The following is a 16,219-nucleotide window of genomic DNA, read 5'->3' on the forward strand; positions in this document are numbered from 1 at the left end:
CGAGCATTTTTAGATCATAGCCCGAGCCTGGCGCCTTTGCCGCTTAGCACCCGATGCCGGACTTTCGGCCGAGCCCACCCACCACCACCTCAGAGAAGCCTGATGGAATTACAAACCGCACGGCGGCTGGAGCAGTTTCTTCAGCTGTCCGAGCTGCCCACGCCCCGTGTCGAACCGCGGATGGAGTTCTCCATGCCACCGTTCCGGCTATACATCGAATACCTGGACGGCCGGGTCCTGCTGTCGTTGGCCCGGAGCATCGAACATGTTCACCAGAGTGAAGCCTTGAAACGCTTGCTGGCATCCTGCCAACCGGCCAGAACCCAGGGCACGCCATTGCGCGCCTATATTCTGCGCGATCAGCAGGTACTGAGTTGCGCCCCCTCCGCAGGCAGTGAAACCAACCATTGGCTCGCCTGTGTGCAAACCATGCGGCGCCTGCTCGAAGCTACGGCTGGAGAAGCCTGATGAACCAGATCAAATCCTTCCTGATGATGGCGGCCGGGCGACAGGATATCGTCCTGGCGGTCATGCTGCTGGTGGCCGTGTTCATGATGATCATTCCATTGCCTACCGGCCTGGTGGACTTCATGATCGCGCTCAATCTGATGATCGCCGTCATCCTGCTGATGATGTCGCTGTACATCCGGGAGCCGCTGGAATTTTCAGCCTTCCCCTCGGTATTGCTGATCACCACCCTGTACCGCTTGGCGCTGACCATCAGCACCACCCGGCTGATCCTGCTGCAAGCAGACGCCGGTGAAATCGTCTACACCTTCGGCAGTTTCGCGGTGGGCGGCAACCTCGGCGTGGGCTTGATCGTATTCGTGATCATCACCGTGGTGCAATTCATCGTCATCACCAAGGGTTCGGAGCGGGTGGCGGAGGTCAGCGCCCGCTTCTCGCTAGACGCCATGCCCGGCAAGCAGATGAGCATAGACGGCGACATGCGCGCCGGGGTCATAGACGCCAACGAGGCGCGCCGCCTGCGCGGACTGGTGCAAAAGGAAAGCCAGCTGTACGGCGCGATGGATGGTGCGATGAAATTCGTCAAGGGCGACGCCATCGCCGGCATCATCATCATCCTGGTGAACATCCTGGGCGGCACCGCCATCGGCGTGATGATGCACGGCATGAGCGCGAGCGCGGCCCTGTCCACCTATGCCATCCTGTCGATCGGCGATGGTTTGATCGGCCAGATACCGGCGCTGCTGATTTCCATCACCGCCGGCACCATCGTGACCCGGGTGCCGGGCGAGCAAAGACTGAACCTGGCCAGCGATTTGACCGACCAGATCGGCAAACAGCCGCAGGCCCTGCTGCTGGCCGCGTCGGTGCTGCTGGTTTTCGCGCTGATTCCCGGCTTCCCAGCCATCTACTTCATCATTCTCGCCGCGATGGTCAGCGCCGCCGCATGGTGGGTGAAAAAGCGCAAGCGTGCCGCCAGGAGCGACTCCACGGGCTCGCCCTCCTCCGAATCTGGAGCCGATGCCGGCGGCGAGACCGCCAATATGTCGCCCGGCGCCACGCCGTTGATGATGCGCCTGTCGCCTGACCTTATCCGTTCCAGCCGCCTGCCGGCGCTGCTGGACACCTTCCGGCACGGCAAGTTCGAGCAGTTGGGCATTCCACTCCCGGAAATCCAGCTGCAGAAGGACGCTTCACTGGCTGCCGGCACATTGCAGATTCTGCTGTACCAAGAACCGGTGTTGACAGTTTCGCTGCCCGAGCGGCTATTGCTGGCCGACATCGCCTCGCCCAAGCTGCCGCAATCCGAGCAGACCGACAAGCTGCCTTTCGGCAATCTGAGCCTGCAGTGGCAGAGCCCGACGCAAAAAGAAGCCTTGTCCGCCATCGGCGTCCAGCTGCATCAGGATGAAGACCGGATCGTTCATTGCCTGTCCATCATCATCGACCGCTACGCCGCCGAATTCGTCGGTGTGCAGGAAACCCGCTTCCTGATGGATGCGATGGAGTCGAAATACGCCGAGCTGATCAAGGAAGTGCAACGCCAGCTGCCCATCGGCCGCATCGCCGACGTGCTGCAGCGCCTGGTGGCGGAAGGCGTGTCCATCCGCGATCTGCGCAGCGTGTTCGAGGCCTTGATCGAATGGGCGCCGCGGGAAAAAGACCCGGTCATGTTGCTGGAATACGTCCGCATGGGCCTGCGCCGGCACATCGTCACGCGTTACCGCGCCGGACAACCCTGGATCAGCGGCTGGATGATAGGCGACACCATAGAAGGCATGGTGCGCGAAGCGATACGGCAGACTTCGGCGGGCTCCTACTCGGCGCTGGATCCTGAGCATAACCAGGCCATCATGAGCTGCATCCGCGAGGCCGTCGGCGACGCGGAGAAACGCAATCAGGTGCTGATCACGGCGATCGACGTGCGGCGATTCCTGCGCAAGGTGGTAGAGAGAGAATTCTTCAACTTGCACGTGTTGTCGTTTCAGGAAATCGGCGAAGAAGCGGAATTGCGCGTGGTCGGCAATATCGACCTGATCGGGGAGTATTAGGATGCGGCTTCCAGACATCCGTCTCATCGAAAACACGCTGCGGGAACGACTGACCCTGGCCCCGGCACCGCCTGGGCAACGCTCCGGCGTGGAACTATTCGGCCGGGTCACGGAAATCGGCCCCACCCTGCTGAAAGCCTCGCTGCCCGGCGCCAGCCTGTCGGAGTTATGCCGGCTGGAACCTTCCGGCATCGAGGCCGAAGTGGTCGCCGTCACTGGAGACCACGTGATGCTATCGCCATTCAAAGAACCGCTGGGCGTCACCATCGGCAGCCGGGTCAGGCCTTCCGGCAGCCCACACCAGTTGCGCCTGGGCGATTTCCTGCTGGGGCGGGTCGTCGACGGACTCGGCCGTCCGCTGGATGGCGACGAGCTTCCCGCCGACAGCGAGCTGCGCAGCCTGGACGGACCCGCGCCCAATCCGCTGACCCGGCAATTGATAGACACGCCGCTGCCGCTGGGCGTCAGGGCCATCGATGGCTTGCTGACTTGCGGCATGGGTCAGCGCATCGGCATCTTCGCCGCGGCGGGCGGCGGCAAGAGCACGTTGCTGGGCATGATCTGCGACGGCAGCCTTGCCGACGTCATCGTGCTGGCGCTGATTGGCGAACGGGGCCGTGAGGTGCGTGAATTCCTCGAACATACCTTGTCGGAGGAGGCTCGGTCCCGCTCCATCGTAGTGGTGTCGACATCGGACCGTCCGGCGCTGGAACGGCTGAAAGCCGCCTACACCGCCACCGCCATCGCCGAGCATTTCCGCGACCAGGGTAAGAACGTACTGTTAATGATGGACTCCCTGACCCGTTTTGCCCGCGCCTCGCGCGAGATCGGCCTGGCCGCGGGAGAACCCGCCGCTGCCGGCGGCTATCCGCCAAGCTTCTTCGCCCGCCTGCCCCGCCTGCTGGAACGGGCCGGTCCGGCTGAAACCGGCAGCATCACCGGCATCTACACCGTTCTGGTCGAGGGCGACAACCTCAACGAACCAGTCGCGGATGAAGTCCGCTCCATTCTGGATGGCCACATCGTGCTGTCGCGCAAGCTGGCCGAGACCAACCACTACCCGGCCATCGATATCGGCGCCAGCGTCAGCCGGATCATGGGCCAGATCGTCAGCGCCGAACACCGCCAACAGGCCGGCAAATTGCGCCGGTTGATGGCCGCGTACAAGGAAATCGAGCTATTGGTCCGGGTGGGTGAGTACCAACCTGGCCAGGATGCAGAAGCGGACGAGGCGCTGGAACGCAAGGACGCGATCCGGCAATTCCTTTGCCAATCCGTCACCGAAAAGAACGACTTTGAAGAAACACTGGAACAGCTATGGCAGACAGTCGACTGACCTTGGCCACTCTGCTGTCTCTCAAGCAAAGGCGCGAACGCGGCATCCGGGCGGCCATCGCCAAACTGGAACAGCGGGAAGCCGATCTGAACGGCCATAAGCAGCAGCTGTTGCAAGAGCGGCAGCAGCTCTGGCGCCAATGGCGCAATTGCGGCGCCGCCGAGCAAGTGCTCGATCAGCAGGAATGGCAGTCGTTCAAGTCCCAGCTGGCCGACTACTACCACCTGGATCAATGCCTGCTCGAGCAAGTGGCGGCGACTGACAAGCAATGCGCCGATCTGCAAATTGCTAAGGCGGAGCAGCGGCAGTTGTTGCGCCAGGCCCTGCTGGACCAGGAAAAATTCAAGCTTTTGATGGAGTGAACATGGATATCTTCCCCTTGCATCTGCGCCGCTACGCCAGCCAGATGGACGACAACACGCATCATGGCCCGTCCGACGAGCATGACGAAAAACATTTCGCTGCCCTGATGGCGGCTGCGGAAACACAACCCGACCCTCAGCGTCAACGGCCTAACGCCGGCGCCTGGATCGATTTTGTAACGTCCACCGCGGGCCCGCGCCTATCTGCGAGTCAATCTACATCCGCGCAGGAACAACCATTGCCACAGGCCGCGGCTAATAAATTGGACCATCTGCGATTGCGGCTGACCAATGGCCCGCTGGCCGGCCTGGAACTGGAGGCCGAATGTCATGGCATCGAGTTGCTGATCAAGCTGCGTTCGCTCGATCTGCAAGCATGCCGTCACGCCTTCGGCAGCGCATCCGAACTGGAATGCATGTTGAGCCAGCAGTTCGACCGCCCCGTGCAGATAGAGGTGATAGATGCCAATTCCCCGCTTAAGTAAGGAAACCGGCCTGCTGTTGAGCAAGGTCGGCCATGGCCGGCGGCTGGATTCCGCCGACGGCAGCCTGATCCTGTCCTTCAACCACCGCGAGGCTGGCCCAGGACTGAGCCTGATCGCCCAGTTGGATGACCAGCCGGTAAGGCTATGGATGGCTGAGGCCCAATGGCTGCAATGGGTAGAGCCCATGCTGTCCCTCCCCTCCTGGGACATGGCCCCGCCCGATTTGCGCGAATTGCTCGCCGTCTGGACCCTTGCCGACGCAGGCAGCGGCCTGGACGACCTGGGTCTGCCTTGGCCGCAGGCCACGCGCTTGGAACCGGAACCCATCGATGCGGGCATGGGTTGGCGGCTGAGGATTCTGCGGGATGAGCGACAGCTTGATCTATTGGTGCGGGACGCCCCCCAGTCCTGGCTGGACGCCGTTGCCGAACAGGCCTATCCAATAGAAATGGATGAAACGGAGACGGCCATTACAGCAGGCGTTTCGCTGATCGCGGGCTGGAGCATGGTGGAAATGGCCTCCGTTCGCAAGCTGGTCGTCGGCGATGCGCTGCTGCTGCGCTACAGCTTCGACGTTGCGGCCGGGAAATTCGGACTATTCAATCGACAGCCGATCGCCAGCCTGATGCAGGACGGCGAAACCGGTATTTTCACCGTGGAGACTCTGATGAGCGATTTTGAAGACTGGATGGATATCACCCCGACCCTCAGCCCAGCGGAAGAGCAGGCCCTGGGCGACGCCATGATCACCGTCACCGTGGAAGTGGCGAAGATGGAACTCCCCTTGCACCAGCTGGGCAACCTCCAACCCGGCACCCTACTCTCCAGCGCGGTCAGCAGCGACGGCCTGGTCACGTTGAAGGCCGGCAGCCGTCCTATTGCCCGCGGCACCTTGCTGGACATCGACTCTCGCCTGGCGGTACGGATCGAGCACCTGTGCTGAGACGGTTCAGGTATCTACCCGATGGGAGGCTGGCGAACACAATTGAATAATGAGGATATTCAATGTTACGCCGGTTTTCCCCATGTCCTTACTAGACCAACCGCTGCAATTAATCGTCTTGCTGTTCGCTCTGTCCATTCTGCCGCTACTGGTTGTACTGGGCACTTCGTTTCTCAAGCTGGCCGTTGTGTTCGCGCTGCTGCGCAACGCATTGGGCATCCAGCAGATTCCGCCCAATATCGCCCTGTACGGGCTGGCGCTGATTTTGACCTTGTTCATCATGGCGCCGATAGGCTTGGAGATTCAGGACAATCTGATCGCCCACCCGATCAAGATCGAATCCCCAGCCTTCATCCAGCAGGTCGAATCTGGTGTCTTCACCCCGTACCGCGTATTCCTGGAACGCAACACCGCTCCGGAACAGGTGCACTTCTTCGCCGACATCGGCCATCAGATCTGGCCTGAGAAATACCAGCAGAGGATTCCTGACAATTCGCTGCTGGTGCTGATGCCGGCCTTCACCGTGAGCCAGCTGATCGAAGCGTTCAAGATCGGCTTGCTGCTGTTTCTGCCCTTCGTCGCGATAGATCTGGTGGTATCCAACGTGCTGCTGGCCATGGGCATGATGATGGTATCGCCGATGACCATATCCATGCCGCTGAAACTGTTGGTTTTCGTTCTGATGAACGGCTGGGAAAAGTTGCTGGGCCAGCTGGTTCTTTCTTTTTCCTGAGACGGGGAGACCATTATGAGCGAAGCCATGATCGCCCAGCTCGCCACGCAGATGATGTGGCTAGTGCTACTGTTGTCGCTGCCCGTCGTCGTCGTCGCCTCTTTCGTCGGCGTGCTGGTCAGCCTGGTGCAGGCGCTGACGCAGGTGCAGGACCAAACGGTGCAATTCTTGGTCAAGCTGCTCGCCGTGTCGGTCACGCTGGCCATGACCTATCACTGGATGGGCGACGTGCTGCTCAATTACGCGGGATTGGCATTCGATCAGATCACGCAAATGCGGGACTGACATGGTCTACTGGACGCAATGGCTGCCGGTGCTCGGCCTGTGCATGCTGCGCCCGCTGGGTGTCTTTCTGCTGATGCCGCTGTTCAGCACCGCCAATCTGGGCGGCGCGCTGATCCGCAACTCGCTGGTGCTGATGATCGCTCTGCCCCTGCTGCCGGTTTACCCGCAATGGCAGCTGCCCGCTGCCGGCGCCTGGGGCTATGTCCTGCTCGCTGCCGGAGAAATATGTATCGGGCTCATGATCGGCTTCTGCGCCGCCATCCCGTTCTGGGTGCTGGACATGGCCGGTTTCCTGATAGACACCATGCGCGGCTCGTCGATGGCCAGCGTGCTGAACCCCTTGCTGGGCCAGCAGTCCTCGCTGTTCGGCCTGCTGTTCACTCAGATATTCGGCGTGCTGTTTCTGATCAGCGGCGGCTTCAATGAATTGCTCGAAGCGATTTACCAGTCCTACGTGACCCTGCCGCCCGGCGCCGCCATCCACTACTCGCCCGAAGCCCTGTCGTTCTTCTATCGTCAATGGCAGCTGATGTACGAGCTGTGCCTGCGCTTTTCCATGCCCGCCATCGTGGTCATCCTGCTGGTGGACATGGCGCTGGGCCTGGTCAACCGTTCCGCTCAGCAATTGAATGTGTTTTTTCTGTCCATGCCGATCAAGAGCGCGTTCGCGCTGCTGATGCTGATCGTCAGCCTGAGCTTCGCCTTCAACGGCTTGCTGGATTACAGCGCGCATTTCACCAAGCTGACCGACGCCTTGCTGGAGCAGTTGAGATGAGCGAGAAAACCGAAAAACCCACCCCCAAGAAAATTCGGGACGCCCGCAACAAGGGACAGGTGGCCAAGAGCACCGAGATCACCAGCGGCGTGCAATTAGCCGTATTGCTCGCGTATTTCTGCTTCGAAGGTCCCCATCTGCTGCAAGCGCTGCAGGGGATGCTCAATGTCGCGATCAGCGTCGTCAACCAGGATCTCGTCTTCGGCATCAATCAATTAACCGGCGCCTTCCTCGAGCTCGCCATGCGCTTTCTCGGCGGCATCGCCGCGCTGGTCATTATCATGACCATCGCAGCGGTCATCGCGCAGATCGGCCCCTTGCTGGCGACGGAAGCGCTGAAGCCGTCGTTGGAGAAGTTGAATCCGGTCTCCAACCTCAAGCAGATGTTCTCGATGCGCAGCCTGTTCGAGTTCATGAAGTCCATCTTCAAAGTGACGATATTGTCGCTGATTTTCTTCTACCTGCTGCGACAGTACAGCCCATCCATCCAATTTCTGCCCTTGAGCGATGTCGCGACCGGCATGCGCGTCAGCACCCAGCTGCTGTTCTGGATGTGGGCTTCGTTGATTGGCTTTTACATCATTTTCGGCATCGCCGATTTCGCCTTCCAGCGTTACAACACGACCAAACAACTGATGATGTCTCTTGAAGACATCAAGCAGGAATTCAAAAACTCGGAAGGCAATCCCGAGATCAAGCAAAAGCGCAAGGAAGCGCATCGCGAGATTCAAAGCGGCAGCCTGGCCGACAATGTTTCCAAATCCACCGCGGTGGTCCGCAACCCCACCCACATCGCGGTTTGCCTGCGCTACCAGCCCGGCGAAACTCCTCTCCCTCAGGTGACCGCAGTCGGCCGCGATGCGATGGCCTTGCATATCGTGAAGCTGGCCGAAAAAGCCGGCATCCCGGTGGTGGAAAACATTGAAGTCGCGCGCGCGCTGGCCGCGAAAACCAAGATCGGCGGGTACATATCCGCCGAGCTATTCGAACCGGTTGCGCAGATCCTGCGCTTGGCCATGAATATTAACTATGACGATGAAGACGATGATTGACATCAAGCCCATTATCAGGTTTCTGCTATGTAGTGTCAGCTTGGTTTCGCATGCGTGGGCAGCCCCGCTTGCCGAGTCCTCTCCATCCCAATCCGCGCCCTTGGTCTGGACCCGGGGTCCAGAGCCATCCGCTCGCGCAGGTTCGGAGCCGGCGGCCTCCAGCCAACCCGTCTCATCCGGCCCGGAAACCAAGACAGCACCTCAAGACGGCATCGCCGCGCATCTGCCGCTGGCCCATAAAATATCCCATGAGCTGGATCTCGATCCCAAACTGCTGCATGCGATCATCAAGGTCGAATCCGGCTATCGGCCTCGGGCCATCTCGTCAAAGGGTGCCCAAGGCCTGATGCAGGTGATGCCGGAAACCGGGAAACGCTTTGGATTTACCGATTTGATGAATCCGGAAAACAACTTGCGCGCCGGCGCCAGCTATCTGAAATGGCTGCTGAATCACTTCGAGAACGATCTGGAGCTTGCAATCGCCGGATATAACGCAGGAGAAGGCGCAGTTAAAAAGCATGGCAGGAAAATCCCGCCTTATCCGGAAACGCAAAACTATGTAAAAAAGGTAATGGCATCGTATTCGGAGCCAGAATCCCATCCCTTGCCTCCAAGCCCCTCCCCCGCACCCCGCAAAACCCAGACACCGCCCCCTGCGGGAAAATCCATCCCGGCCAAGCTATTCGGCTTGCTGCTGTCATCTCCGCTCGCCCCTTCCTAGAAGCTAGATCGTGTGGACTTTACCCGGGGCAGTCCAGATAGGCATCCCGGTCAGTGTCGGCATCGGCCCCAGCAAAACGCTGGCCAAGCTGGCCAACCACGTCGCCAAGCGGGTGGCGGGCTGGGACGACGGCGTGTTCGACTGGAGCTGGCTGTCCCCGGCCGAAACCGACGCGCTGATGGCTCGGCTGCCGGCCGGCAAGGTATGGGGCGTCGGCCCCCGGCTGGCGGCCGGGCTGGCGGAGAAGCGCATCGACACGGCATTGAAATTGAAGCGGGCCGATCCGCGCTGGCTGCAGCGCAACTTCAGCGTGACGCTGGAACGCACGGCCGCGGAGCTGAACGGCGTCAGCTGCCTGAGCCTGGAGGAAGCGGCGCAGCCCCGCCAGCAGATCATCTCCAGCCGGTCCTTCGGCGAAAAGACCTCGGATCTCGCCGTGCTGTCGGCCGCAGTCAGCCACCACATCGCCCGCGCCGCGGAAAAGCTGCGCGAACAAGGCAGCGCCGCGCGGCTGGTCGGGGTCAGCGCGCGCACCAGCCCTTTCGGCGACGATCCCTACCACGGCTATACCGTGGTGCCGCTGGCCCAGCCCAGCGACGACACCCTGGAGCTGGCCGCCGCCGCGCTGGCCGGGCTGCGCGCCGTCTATCGCCGCGGCCTGCGCTACCAGAAAGCCGGCGTGGTGCTGATGGAGCTGTCGCCGCGCGAGCGGCGGCAGGCCGATCTGTTCGCCGCCGCGCCCGATCCGCGGCGGCAACGGCTGATGCGGACGCTGGACGCGATCAACCGGGCCTATGGCCACAGCTGCGTCAAGCTGGCGTCGGAAGCGCTGACGCCTAATTGGGAAATGCGCCAGGACCAACGCTCGCCCTGCTATACCACCCGCTTCGATCAACTGCCGACAGCGCGCGCCTAAGAGTGGCTAACAAAATTCCTGATGCGGCGTTGCGCCGACTTGTCGTACTCAAGTACGGCCTGCGTCGGCGCGCCTTGCCTCAGCCTCGAAACTGATTTTTGTCAGCCGCTCTAAGCCCGGACTGCCTACCAGTTGCCGCCGGACGCGCCCGACAACACCACGTGATCCGGATCGCCGCCGCGCGGCTTCGGCAAGCCATCGGCGGGACTCGGCGCCCGCATCGGCTTGAACGCGTCCGCCGGTGTCCAGCCAGGCGCGGGCCGCAGAGTGATTTCCAGCTCCCCGTCCTCGGTTCTGACGCAATGGACCGAGCAGGCGGCCGCGTGCGTGACAACGGCTTCGGCGTCGCCCGGTTGCAAGACGATGTCGATCAGGCTGCGATGGCCTGCGCCGACCATCAGCTCAAGCGGCCGCTCCGCGACGGAGAGAAGCTCGAGCAAGGTTTCGTCGATCTGGAAACGAAAAGAACGCTGCATGAAAGGCGATTTCCTCTGCCTGTTGAGATGATGGCCGCCATTCTCTCCTTGTCCGGCAAAAACCACTTTCAAAAAACAGTCACTGCGCCGCGGCGGGAAACCCGCCTCCCGAACAAATGAAAAAGCCGCTCCCGGGGACTCGCGCCCCGGGAGCGGCTCTCCGCCGCAGGCCTTACTCGGCCTTGGCGCTGAGCGGCACGCCGGCGGCTCCCGCGTAGAACACCAATAGTTCCACCGGCTGGTCCCCGGTGACGCCGCGATGCTGCGTGCCCACCATTTCCGCCAGCGTGTCGCCGGCGCGCAAGCGCTTCTGGCGCTTTCCGTCCCGGGTCTCCACGGTCACCTCGCCGCTGACCACGTACGCGGCGTTGGGAGAGGCGTGGGTATGCCAGGGCAGGCTGGAGTGAGGCGGAATCGTGATGCGCACCATCGTCAGCTCCGGCTGCCCCTGCGGATAGGATGTGTAAAGCGCGCCATCCCAGGAGCGCTCGGTCTTGAGCAGCGTTTCGACGTGCGCCCCGCCCCCCTCCGCCGCATGGACGAACGGCGCGGCCGCCAGCGCGCTCAAGAGAAACAGCCCCGCTCTTGCCTGACGAATCTTCATGTTTTCTCCTTCTGTGACTTGTTGGGTAAAGGCATGCCGCCACCCGCGGGCGGAGCCGGTTCGACGCCGCCGCGCCGGAGCGGTTCAACACATTCCGGCTTCCAGGCGGCGTCGAACCGCCGCGCAGACATCGGCCACCGTGCGTATGCCCGCGATGTCGTCGACGCCCAGCTCGATGCCGAACGCGTCATTCAAGGCCATCAGCATGTCCAGCAGCTCCAGCGAGTCGGCGTACAAATCGTCCACCAGCCTGGCCTGAGGCTGCAAGCGCCCGGCATCGGCGGAAAGGCTGTACGCCATCACCTCCCTGACCATGGATTCGATATCACGATGCACCGCGACGGCCTCCGGCGCGACTGGAATCGACATGCAGGCCATCCGTGGTCAGAACCACGCCGCATGGTTTGCTCGGCAGCGGCGCGCGGCGCGCCTCCTCGTCCGCCTGGATGCCCAGCGCGTCCAGCAGCCCGGCCACCAGCGGATTGGCCGGCTTGGCGCTGGGCAACAGGTTGGCCTCGCGTATCAGGGTGCGCGCGAAACTGCGCAGGGCCTGGCGATGCCGCTCCAGTCCGGGATGCCCGGCCAGCGCTTGCCGCAGCCGCGCCGCGTCGTCGGCCAAGCGGTCTTCGCCGCCGGAAGCGAAACGGTCCAGCACCTTATCCTGGTCGAAACGGTCGCTGGGCAGGATACGGTTGCGCAACGCCTCGAATTCCCGCCGCTGCGCCATCGGCTGAGCGGCGGCCGGCTCCAGCGCGCCGCGCACCGCCCGCAACAGCTCGTTCTCGGCCCTGCGCGGAGACGCGAGGCCGCGCAGATAGGCCTGGGTCGGCAGCATGTACAGATTGCCATCGCGGAACCTGATGCCGTCGAAGCCGCCTGCGCCCGGCTGGCCGGCGTCGGCCGGGATCGCCTCGCCGGCAGCAGGCTGCTGCGCGTCCTCGCCGCTCGCGGCGGCATCCAGCCGCGCCGGCGTCGCGATTTTCGTGATTTTCGCGCCGTCCGCCGCCGTCAGCACGGCGGACAGGCTGTCTGCCACGGCGCGGGCCGCGCCATGCAGGCTTGCGCCCGGATCGTCCCGCGGCGGCAGCGCGCTCAGGCCGTCGCTCCCGAGGCCCGCCAGCCTGACAGCCGATGATTCGGCTGCCCCGCCCGGCGACAATGGCCGGGTGCCGGCGGTTCCGATGGCCGCGTCCACCAGCCCGGACAGGCTCTGTCCCACCTGGTCGACGGCATTCAGCAGCGGATGGCGCCCAGCGGCAGGCGAGGCCGGCCCGGACAACACCGCCTGCTGCGGCTTGGGCAGATCCTGGCTGGCCGCGGTCCGCAGCGACGCCGCCAGCCCCGACGCGGGGAAACCGGACGAACGGAGATGGCGGTCGCCCTGCCGCGCGCCGCCCAGGTAGGTGTCGCCGCGCCGGTTCCAGCGCCGGTTGTCCTGGCTGTTGTCGTTCCAGTGGATGCTGTTGTCGATGTGGTAATGGATTTCCTGCGGCCGCTGCGCCTCTCCCGGCCCCGCCGGGCCGGGGTCCGGGCTGGGCGTCGGCCTGGCCGGACCGTCGCGCGCAGGCTCCTCCGGCGCCCGTTGGCCCGGACCGGGCGGCAAGGCCTCCAGCAGGCTGCGCAGCAATTGCGGCAGCACCGCCACGGTATCGAGGTCGCGCGCCAGCGTGCCCACGCTGAAACCGCGCTGCTCGATCAGGTCGCCGCGGCGCTGGCGCAGATCTTCGAAGGCCTGCATCGCCGCGCTGTCCACCAGCCCGGTGATCTGCCGGCTGGTGGCCTCGTCCAGCTGTCGCCCCAGATGGGTTTCTACGCAGGACAGGATGAAGGTGGTCACCTCCGCGCGCATGAAATCGTTGCCCAGCTTTTGCGCATCGCCCTGGCAGTGCCGGCTGGCGATCTCCGCCAGCTTGCGCTCCAGGCCGCTGCGCAGCTGATAGTGCTTGTCGGTTCTCTGGGTCCAGGGGCCGAAAGCGGACTTCTCCCCCAAGCCATCCTTCAGGATTCGGGCGGCGTACTGCTGCGCCAGGTCGTCCAGCGTCTTGCCTGCGGCGGGGTCGAGATCCGGCTGCCGCTTGAGCTGGCTGTAGACCTTGGCGAATTCGGCGATCTCCAGCTTGGCGTAGCGATTGGGCGAGGCCTGGTACAGCTCGCCCAGCTTATCGGCATGCGGCGAGGCGGCGAACAGCGTCGCCACGCTGCGGCGGGCGTAGTCGGCCTGGTAGCTGGCCAGATCGGCCAGCGAATGGCGGCGCGCGGGTTCGACGCTGTCGGCGCGCACATCGCGCAATTGCCGTCCCAGCGGACTGGCGGGGCCGGCCGTTCCGTCCGGCGGCGCGGACAAGGGGCGCATCGCGGCGTGGGAAGCTCCTGTGATGGGCATGTGTGGCGCTCCTGTGCGTTCAGATTTGCAGGAAGGACTTGGCGGTTTCCAGGCAGCTGCTGATGGTGCTGCTGAGCACCTTGACCAGGTTGTCGAACAGCGAGTTGGCGTTGCTGTACTTCTGGGTCAGCGTCTGCAGGGTGTTTTTCAGGTTTTCCTCCTGCGCCTTGAAACCGGACTGCCAAGCCTGGAACTTAGCGTTGTCCAGTTCCAGCTCGGTGCCGCTGCCCAGCGCGCCCACATCCCGGATCATGGTGTCGATCGGCGTCATGTCGACCACCACGACCCAGTTGCCGTCGGCCGCTTTTTGAACACAAGAAAATCCTGGGGGAGGAGCATCGGGCAATCCCATTTCCTTGGCCCACTTTCTGGCGTCGCTCTCGCTGCCGCCCTGAATGCCGCCATCCTTGCTCTGCGCCGGAAACAGCACGGCCTTCTTGTTGTCCAAGTTGTCGCCCAGCGAAAAATCCTTTTTCAGCTTTTCCAGCGCGGCCTTCAACGCGTCCACGTTCAACTTGACCTTGTTGCCGTCGCCGCCGGGTTTGATCCAGTTGGCCATCTGCGACAGGATGTCGCTGAACGCCTTGTAGAAATCGGTGTACTGGCCGACCACGTTCTCGTAGACGCCCAGGTAGTTGTCCTTGATCTTGCCGATTTGGTCGCTGATCATGTCCCACAGGTCGCTGTCCGCCATGCCCTGGCCGGCGGCGGCATTCGCCGAGTACAGCATGGGCGCGCCGGCGGAGCGGGCCTGGGGCGGCGCGTCGGCGAACACGTCGTCCAGCCCGGACTGCAGCGCCTGCTTTTGCTCTGCGCTCATCGCGTGGCCGCTTTGCGCCACGCCTTTCAGATTGCCTTCGAACAGCCTGGCGCTCACGGTCTGCGCGTTCCGGGCCTCGTCCAGTTCCGCGCCCGGCGCCTCGCGCCTGGCCTGCGGCGGTTCGCCGCCGGAGAACGCCGCCGCCGAGCGTTGTGCCGCCAGCCTGGTTTCGTAAGCGGTCTGGCGTTCGACGCTGGCGCGGACCTCGCGCGCGGCCTGGCCCAACTCGTCGGCCTTGGCCCGGGCGGCGGCCAGCGCCGGCGCGGCCGATCCCTGCGGCGCGGCGCGCGTCTGTCCGGCGGATGCGTCCGGCGCGTCGGATTGCGGCGCGGCGGCCTGGGTTTCGAGAGCTTGCGGCCGCGTCAGCGGCAGAGAAGCGGAAGTTTGAATGCCGTACATGGAAATCCCCCTGCGGGGCCAGCGCCGGCGCCTGGGCACGCACGGCGACGCTGGCGGGATGAATGGTGCGGAAAGCCGCCCCGGCCGCGAAAGCCGGGGCGACAGGCGGAGAGCGGATGCTCCCGCCTTCCTGCTGGCGGATCAGACGCGGATGTTGCCGGCGATCGCGGCCATGGCCGAGCTCTTGGACTGGCTGATGCCTTCCAGCGTGCGCAGCAGCTCCTGGATGATGCTGTCGGCCTTGCGGCTGCTTTCGCGGGTCTCCTCGGAAGCCGTGCTGGCCACGCGGCTGGAAGCCTGGCTGATCTGCTGCTCGGACTGTTCCAGCGTGGCGGCGTAGCGGCCGGAGCCGCCGGCGATGTTGCCGGCCGCGGCCGAGCTGTCCATGATCGCCTTGCCGGTGGTCTGCTTGGCCTGCGCCTTGAGCTTGGTATCGTCCATCGCCAGCTGCTCGGCCTGGCTCTTGGCCGTCAGGTCCTCGGTGCTGCTGCCCAGCGCGGCCTCATGCTGCCTGGCCAGCTTCGAATTGCTGGACTGCAGGCTGATCTTGTCGCCGGCCATGCCGTCGGCCACGCTGGCGGCCGCATTCGGCTGCGCGCTCAGCTCGGCCACTTCGGGCCTTGCCGCGCCGTTCTGCGGCTTCAGGCCCACCTGCTTCAGGCCATCGGCATCAGCAGCCAGTTTGACCGTGTTCTGGCGGCTCAGCGTGGCCTGAACGTTGCGGCCCTCGTCGCCCAGCTTGCCGAGCTTGGGGGCGTTGTTCTTCAGCGCGCCGCGCTCGGCGTTGAGGCCGTTCAGGCTCTTCTTGGCCCCGACGCCGGTGATGGCCACCTGGCCCACGCTCTGCACGATGCTGCTGGACAGGTTGGCGATGCCCTCGCGCACCATCGATGCCGCGGTGGCCTTGGTGGCGTCGAAGCTGACCAGCGACAGCTTGGTGCTCAGCGCGTTGTCCGCGGTGCGCAGCGCCGACATCAGCACGATGGCCTGGGACAGCAGCGCCGCCATCCGGGTGGACAGGCCGCTGATGTCGAAGCCGGGGTCCTGCTCGGCGCCGCGCTGTTCCAGCTCCTTGTCGATGATCTGTTCCAGCTTGTTGGCGGTGTGCTCGACGCCGGCGGTGAAGCCCGCGTCCTCGCGCTTGGCGGCCAGCCAGCTATGCAGCACGCCGGCGTCTTCCGGCTTCAGCAGGCTCTTGGGCTGGGCCAGGTCCGGCTTGCCCGCCAGCGCGCCGGCCAACTCGCGGCCGACTCCGCCGCTCTGGCTCAGGATGGACTGCAGGGTGCCGACCGATATCAGTCCGTCCTGCGCGCGGAGCTTGCCCGCGCCGTCGGCGAGATCGGCGCCGCCCAGCGCCGGGCGGGACGGGAACAACGGGGAAGAGGTAATGGCAGTCATGATGGATTCCTC

Annotated in this window: 18 protein-coding genes; 12 read left to right on the top strand and 6 right to left on the bottom strand. The window is 63.9% G+C overall.

The features are described from left to right. The first annotated feature begins 102 nt into the window (after window positions 1-102). The 12 genes from sycN (at window position 103) to CV_RS12785 (ending at window position 10,127) form a co-directional block, all read left to right on the top strand. Complete coding sequence (gene sycN, locus CV_RS12730) at window positions 103-468, top strand: type III secretion chaperone SycN (RefSeq protein WP_011136148.1); 366 nt, start codon at window positions 103-105, stop codon at window positions 466-468. Further along, on the top strand, window positions 468-2,519 hold the full coding sequence (locus tag CV_RS12735; RefSeq protein ID WP_011136149.1) for an EscV/YscV/HrcV family type III secretion system export apparatus protein: 2,052 nt from the start codon (window positions 468-470) through the stop codon (window positions 2,517-2,519). The genes sycN and CV_RS12735 overlap by 1 nt, the downstream gene beginning before the upstream one ends. Window position 2,520: 1 nt before the next feature. Further along, entirely contained in the window at window positions 2,521-3,855 is a 1,335-nt protein-coding gene (locus CV_RS12740) for an EscN/YscN/HrcN family type III secretion system ATPase (protein ID WP_011136150.1), read from the top strand. Continuing rightward, window positions 3,837-4,217: a hypothetical protein gene (locus tag CV_RS12745; protein ID WP_043596233.1), complete on the top strand. Its 381-nt coding sequence runs from the start codon at window positions 3,837-3,839 to the stop codon at window positions 4,215-4,217. Before CV_RS12740 ends, CV_RS12745 begins: the two co-directional genes overlap by 19 nt. Window positions 4,218-4,219: 2 nt before the next feature. After that, window positions 4,220-4,702, top strand: a complete 483-nt coding sequence (locus CV_RS23555) for a hypothetical protein (protein WP_011136152.1) — start codon at window positions 4,220-4,222, stop codon at window positions 4,700-4,702. After that, entirely contained in the window at window positions 4,680-5,645 is a 966-nt protein-coding gene (sctQ, locus tag CV_RS12755) for a type III secretion system cytoplasmic ring protein SctQ (RefSeq protein ID WP_080509011.1), read from the top strand. The genes CV_RS23555 and sctQ overlap by 23 nt, the downstream gene beginning before the upstream one ends. A gap of 82 nt (window positions 5,646-5,727) precedes the next feature. Continuing rightward, on the top strand, window positions 5,728-6,378 hold the full coding sequence (gene sctR / locus CV_RS12760; protein ID WP_011136154.1) for a type III secretion system export apparatus subunit SctR: 651 nt from the start codon (window positions 5,728-5,730) through the stop codon (window positions 6,376-6,378). Between the two features lie 15 nt (window positions 6,379-6,393). Then, window positions 6,394-6,663 carry a type III secretion system export apparatus subunit SctS gene (sctS, locus tag CV_RS12765; RefSeq protein ID WP_011136155.1) on the top strand — a complete coding sequence of 90 codons (270 nt, stop codon included), beginning with the start codon at window positions 6,394-6,396 and terminating at the stop codon, window positions 6,661-6,663. A gap of 1 nt (window position 6,664) precedes the next feature. Beyond that, entirely contained in the window at window positions 6,665-7,438 is a 774-nt protein-coding gene (gene sctT, locus CV_RS12770) for a type III secretion system export apparatus subunit SctT (RefSeq protein ID WP_011136156.1), read from the top strand. Continuing rightward, window positions 7,435-8,490 carry an EscU/YscU/HrcU family type III secretion system export apparatus switch protein gene (locus tag CV_RS12775; protein WP_011136157.1) on the top strand — a complete coding sequence of 352 codons (1,056 nt, stop codon included), beginning with the start codon at window positions 7,435-7,437 and terminating at the stop codon, window positions 8,488-8,490. The genes sctT and CV_RS12775 overlap by 4 nt, the downstream gene beginning before the upstream one ends. After that, window positions 8,483-9,211, top strand: coding sequence for a lytic transglycosylase domain-containing protein (locus CV_RS22955; RefSeq protein WP_227590038.1), 729 nt, complete (start codon window positions 8,483-8,485; stop codon window positions 9,209-9,211). The genes CV_RS12775 and CV_RS22955 overlap by 8 nt, the downstream gene beginning before the upstream one ends. Before the next feature lie 10 nt (window positions 9,212-9,221). Continuing rightward, window positions 9,222-10,127 (top strand): DUF4113 domain-containing protein, encoded by a 906-nt coding sequence (locus CV_RS12785; RefSeq protein ID WP_011136159.1) that lies wholly within the window; start codon window positions 9,222-9,224, stop codon window positions 10,125-10,127. 125 nt (window positions 10,128-10,252) lie between these two features. Here CV_RS12785 and CV_RS12790 read toward each other — a convergent pair whose 3' ends face one another. The 6 genes from CV_RS12790 to CV_RS12815 all read right to left on the bottom strand — a co-directional run bounded on the left by CV_RS12790 (window position 10,253) and on the right by CV_RS12815 (window position 16,207). Next, window positions 10,253-10,603 (bottom strand): hypothetical protein, encoded by a 351-nt coding sequence (locus CV_RS12790; RefSeq protein WP_011136160.1) that lies wholly within the window; start codon window positions 10,601-10,603, stop codon window positions 10,253-10,255. A gap of 172 nt (window positions 10,604-10,775) precedes the next feature. Further along, window positions 10,776-11,207, bottom strand: coding sequence for a cupin domain-containing protein (locus CV_RS12795; RefSeq protein WP_011136161.1), 432 nt, complete (start codon window positions 11,205-11,207; stop codon window positions 10,776-10,778). 84 nt (window positions 11,208-11,291) lie between these two features. Further along, window positions 11,292-11,576, bottom strand: a complete 285-nt coding sequence (locus CV_RS12800) for an acyl carrier protein (RefSeq protein ID WP_043596241.1) — start codon at window positions 11,574-11,576, stop codon at window positions 11,292-11,294. Then, complete coding sequence (sipA, locus tag CV_RS12805) at window positions 11,533-13,590, bottom strand: SPI-1 type III secretion system effector SipA (RefSeq protein ID WP_011136163.1); 2,058 nt, start codon at window positions 13,588-13,590, stop codon at window positions 11,533-11,535. Before sipA ends, CV_RS12800 begins: the two co-directional genes overlap by 44 nt. Before the next feature lie 19 nt (window positions 13,591-13,609). Further along, window positions 13,610-14,809, bottom strand: coding sequence for a type III secretion system needle tip protein SctA (gene sctA, locus CV_RS12810; protein WP_011136164.1), 1,200 nt, complete (start codon window positions 14,807-14,809; stop codon window positions 13,610-13,612). 141 nt (window positions 14,810-14,950) lie between these two features. After that, window positions 14,951-16,207 carry an IpaC/SipC family type III secretion system needle tip complex protein gene (locus CV_RS12815; protein WP_080509014.1) on the bottom strand — a complete coding sequence of 419 codons (1,257 nt, stop codon included), beginning with the start codon at window positions 16,205-16,207 and terminating at the stop codon, window positions 14,951-14,953. Window positions 16,208-16,219 lie beyond the last annotated feature (12 nt).

It is taken from the genome of Chromobacterium violaceum ATCC 12472 (assembly GCF_000007705.1).
Classification (GTDB): Bacteria; Pseudomonadota; Gammaproteobacteria; order Burkholderiales; family Chromobacteriaceae; genus Chromobacterium; species Chromobacterium violaceum.

Excerpts from the sequence above, each read along its gene's own strand:
- CV_RS12800 (WP_043596241.1), bottom strand. The coding sequence starts at position 11,576 with ATGTCGATTCCAGTCGCGCCGGAGGCCGTCGCGGTGCATCGTGATATC.
- CV_RS22955 (WP_227590038.1), top strand. The coding sequence starts at position 8,483 with ATGATTGACATCAAGCCCATTATCAGGTTTCTGCTATGTAGTGTCAGC.
- sctQ (WP_080509011.1), top strand. The coding sequence starts at position 4,680 with ATGCCAATTCCCCGCTTAAGTAAGGAAACCGGCCTGCTGTTGAGCAAG.
- CV_RS12790 (WP_011136160.1), bottom strand. The coding sequence starts at position 10,603 with ATGCAGCGTTCTTTTCGTTTCCAGATCGACGAAACCTTGCTCGAGCTT.
- sctT (WP_011136156.1), top strand. The coding sequence starts at position 6,665 with ATGGTCTACTGGACGCAATGGCTGCCGGTGCTCGGCCTGTGCATGCTG.
- sycN (WP_011136148.1), top strand. The coding sequence starts at position 103 with ATGGAATTACAAACCGCACGGCGGCTGGAGCAGTTTCTTCAGCTGTCC.
- sctR (WP_011136154.1), top strand. The coding sequence starts at position 5,728 with ATGTCCTTACTAGACCAACCGCTGCAATTAATCGTCTTGCTGTTCGCT.
- sctS (WP_011136155.1), top strand. The coding sequence starts at position 6,394 with ATGAGCGAAGCCATGATCGCCCAGCTCGCCACGCAGATGATGTGGCTA.
- CV_RS12745 (WP_043596233.1), top strand. The coding sequence starts at position 3,837 with ATGGCAGACAGTCGACTGACCTTGGCCACTCTGCTGTCTCTCAAGCAA.
- CV_RS23555 (WP_011136152.1), top strand. The coding sequence starts at position 4,220 with ATGGATATCTTCCCCTTGCATCTGCGCCGCTACGCCAGCCAGATGGAC.
- CV_RS12740 (WP_011136150.1), top strand. The coding sequence starts at position 2,521 with ATGCGGCTTCCAGACATCCGTCTCATCGAAAACACGCTGCGGGAACGA.
- CV_RS12735 (WP_011136149.1), top strand. The coding sequence starts at position 468 with ATGAACCAGATCAAATCCTTCCTGATGATGGCGGCCGGGCGACAGGAT.
- sctA (WP_011136164.1), bottom strand. The coding sequence starts at position 14,809 with ATGTACGGCATTCAAACTTCCGCTTCTCTGCCGCTGACGCGGCCGCAA.
- CV_RS12795 (WP_011136161.1), bottom strand. The coding sequence starts at position 11,207 with ATGAAGATTCGTCAGGCAAGAGCGGGGCTGTTTCTCTTGAGCGCGCTG.
- CV_RS12815 (WP_080509014.1), bottom strand. The coding sequence starts at position 16,207 with ATGACTGCCATTACCTCTTCCCCGTTGTTCCCGTCCCGCCCGGCGCTG.
- CV_RS12775 (WP_011136157.1), top strand. The coding sequence starts at position 7,435 with ATGAGCGAGAAAACCGAAAAACCCACCCCCAAGAAAATTCGGGACGCC.
- sipA (WP_011136163.1), bottom strand. The coding sequence starts at position 13,590 with ATGCCCATCACAGGAGCTTCCCACGCCGCGATGCGCCCCTTGTCCGCG.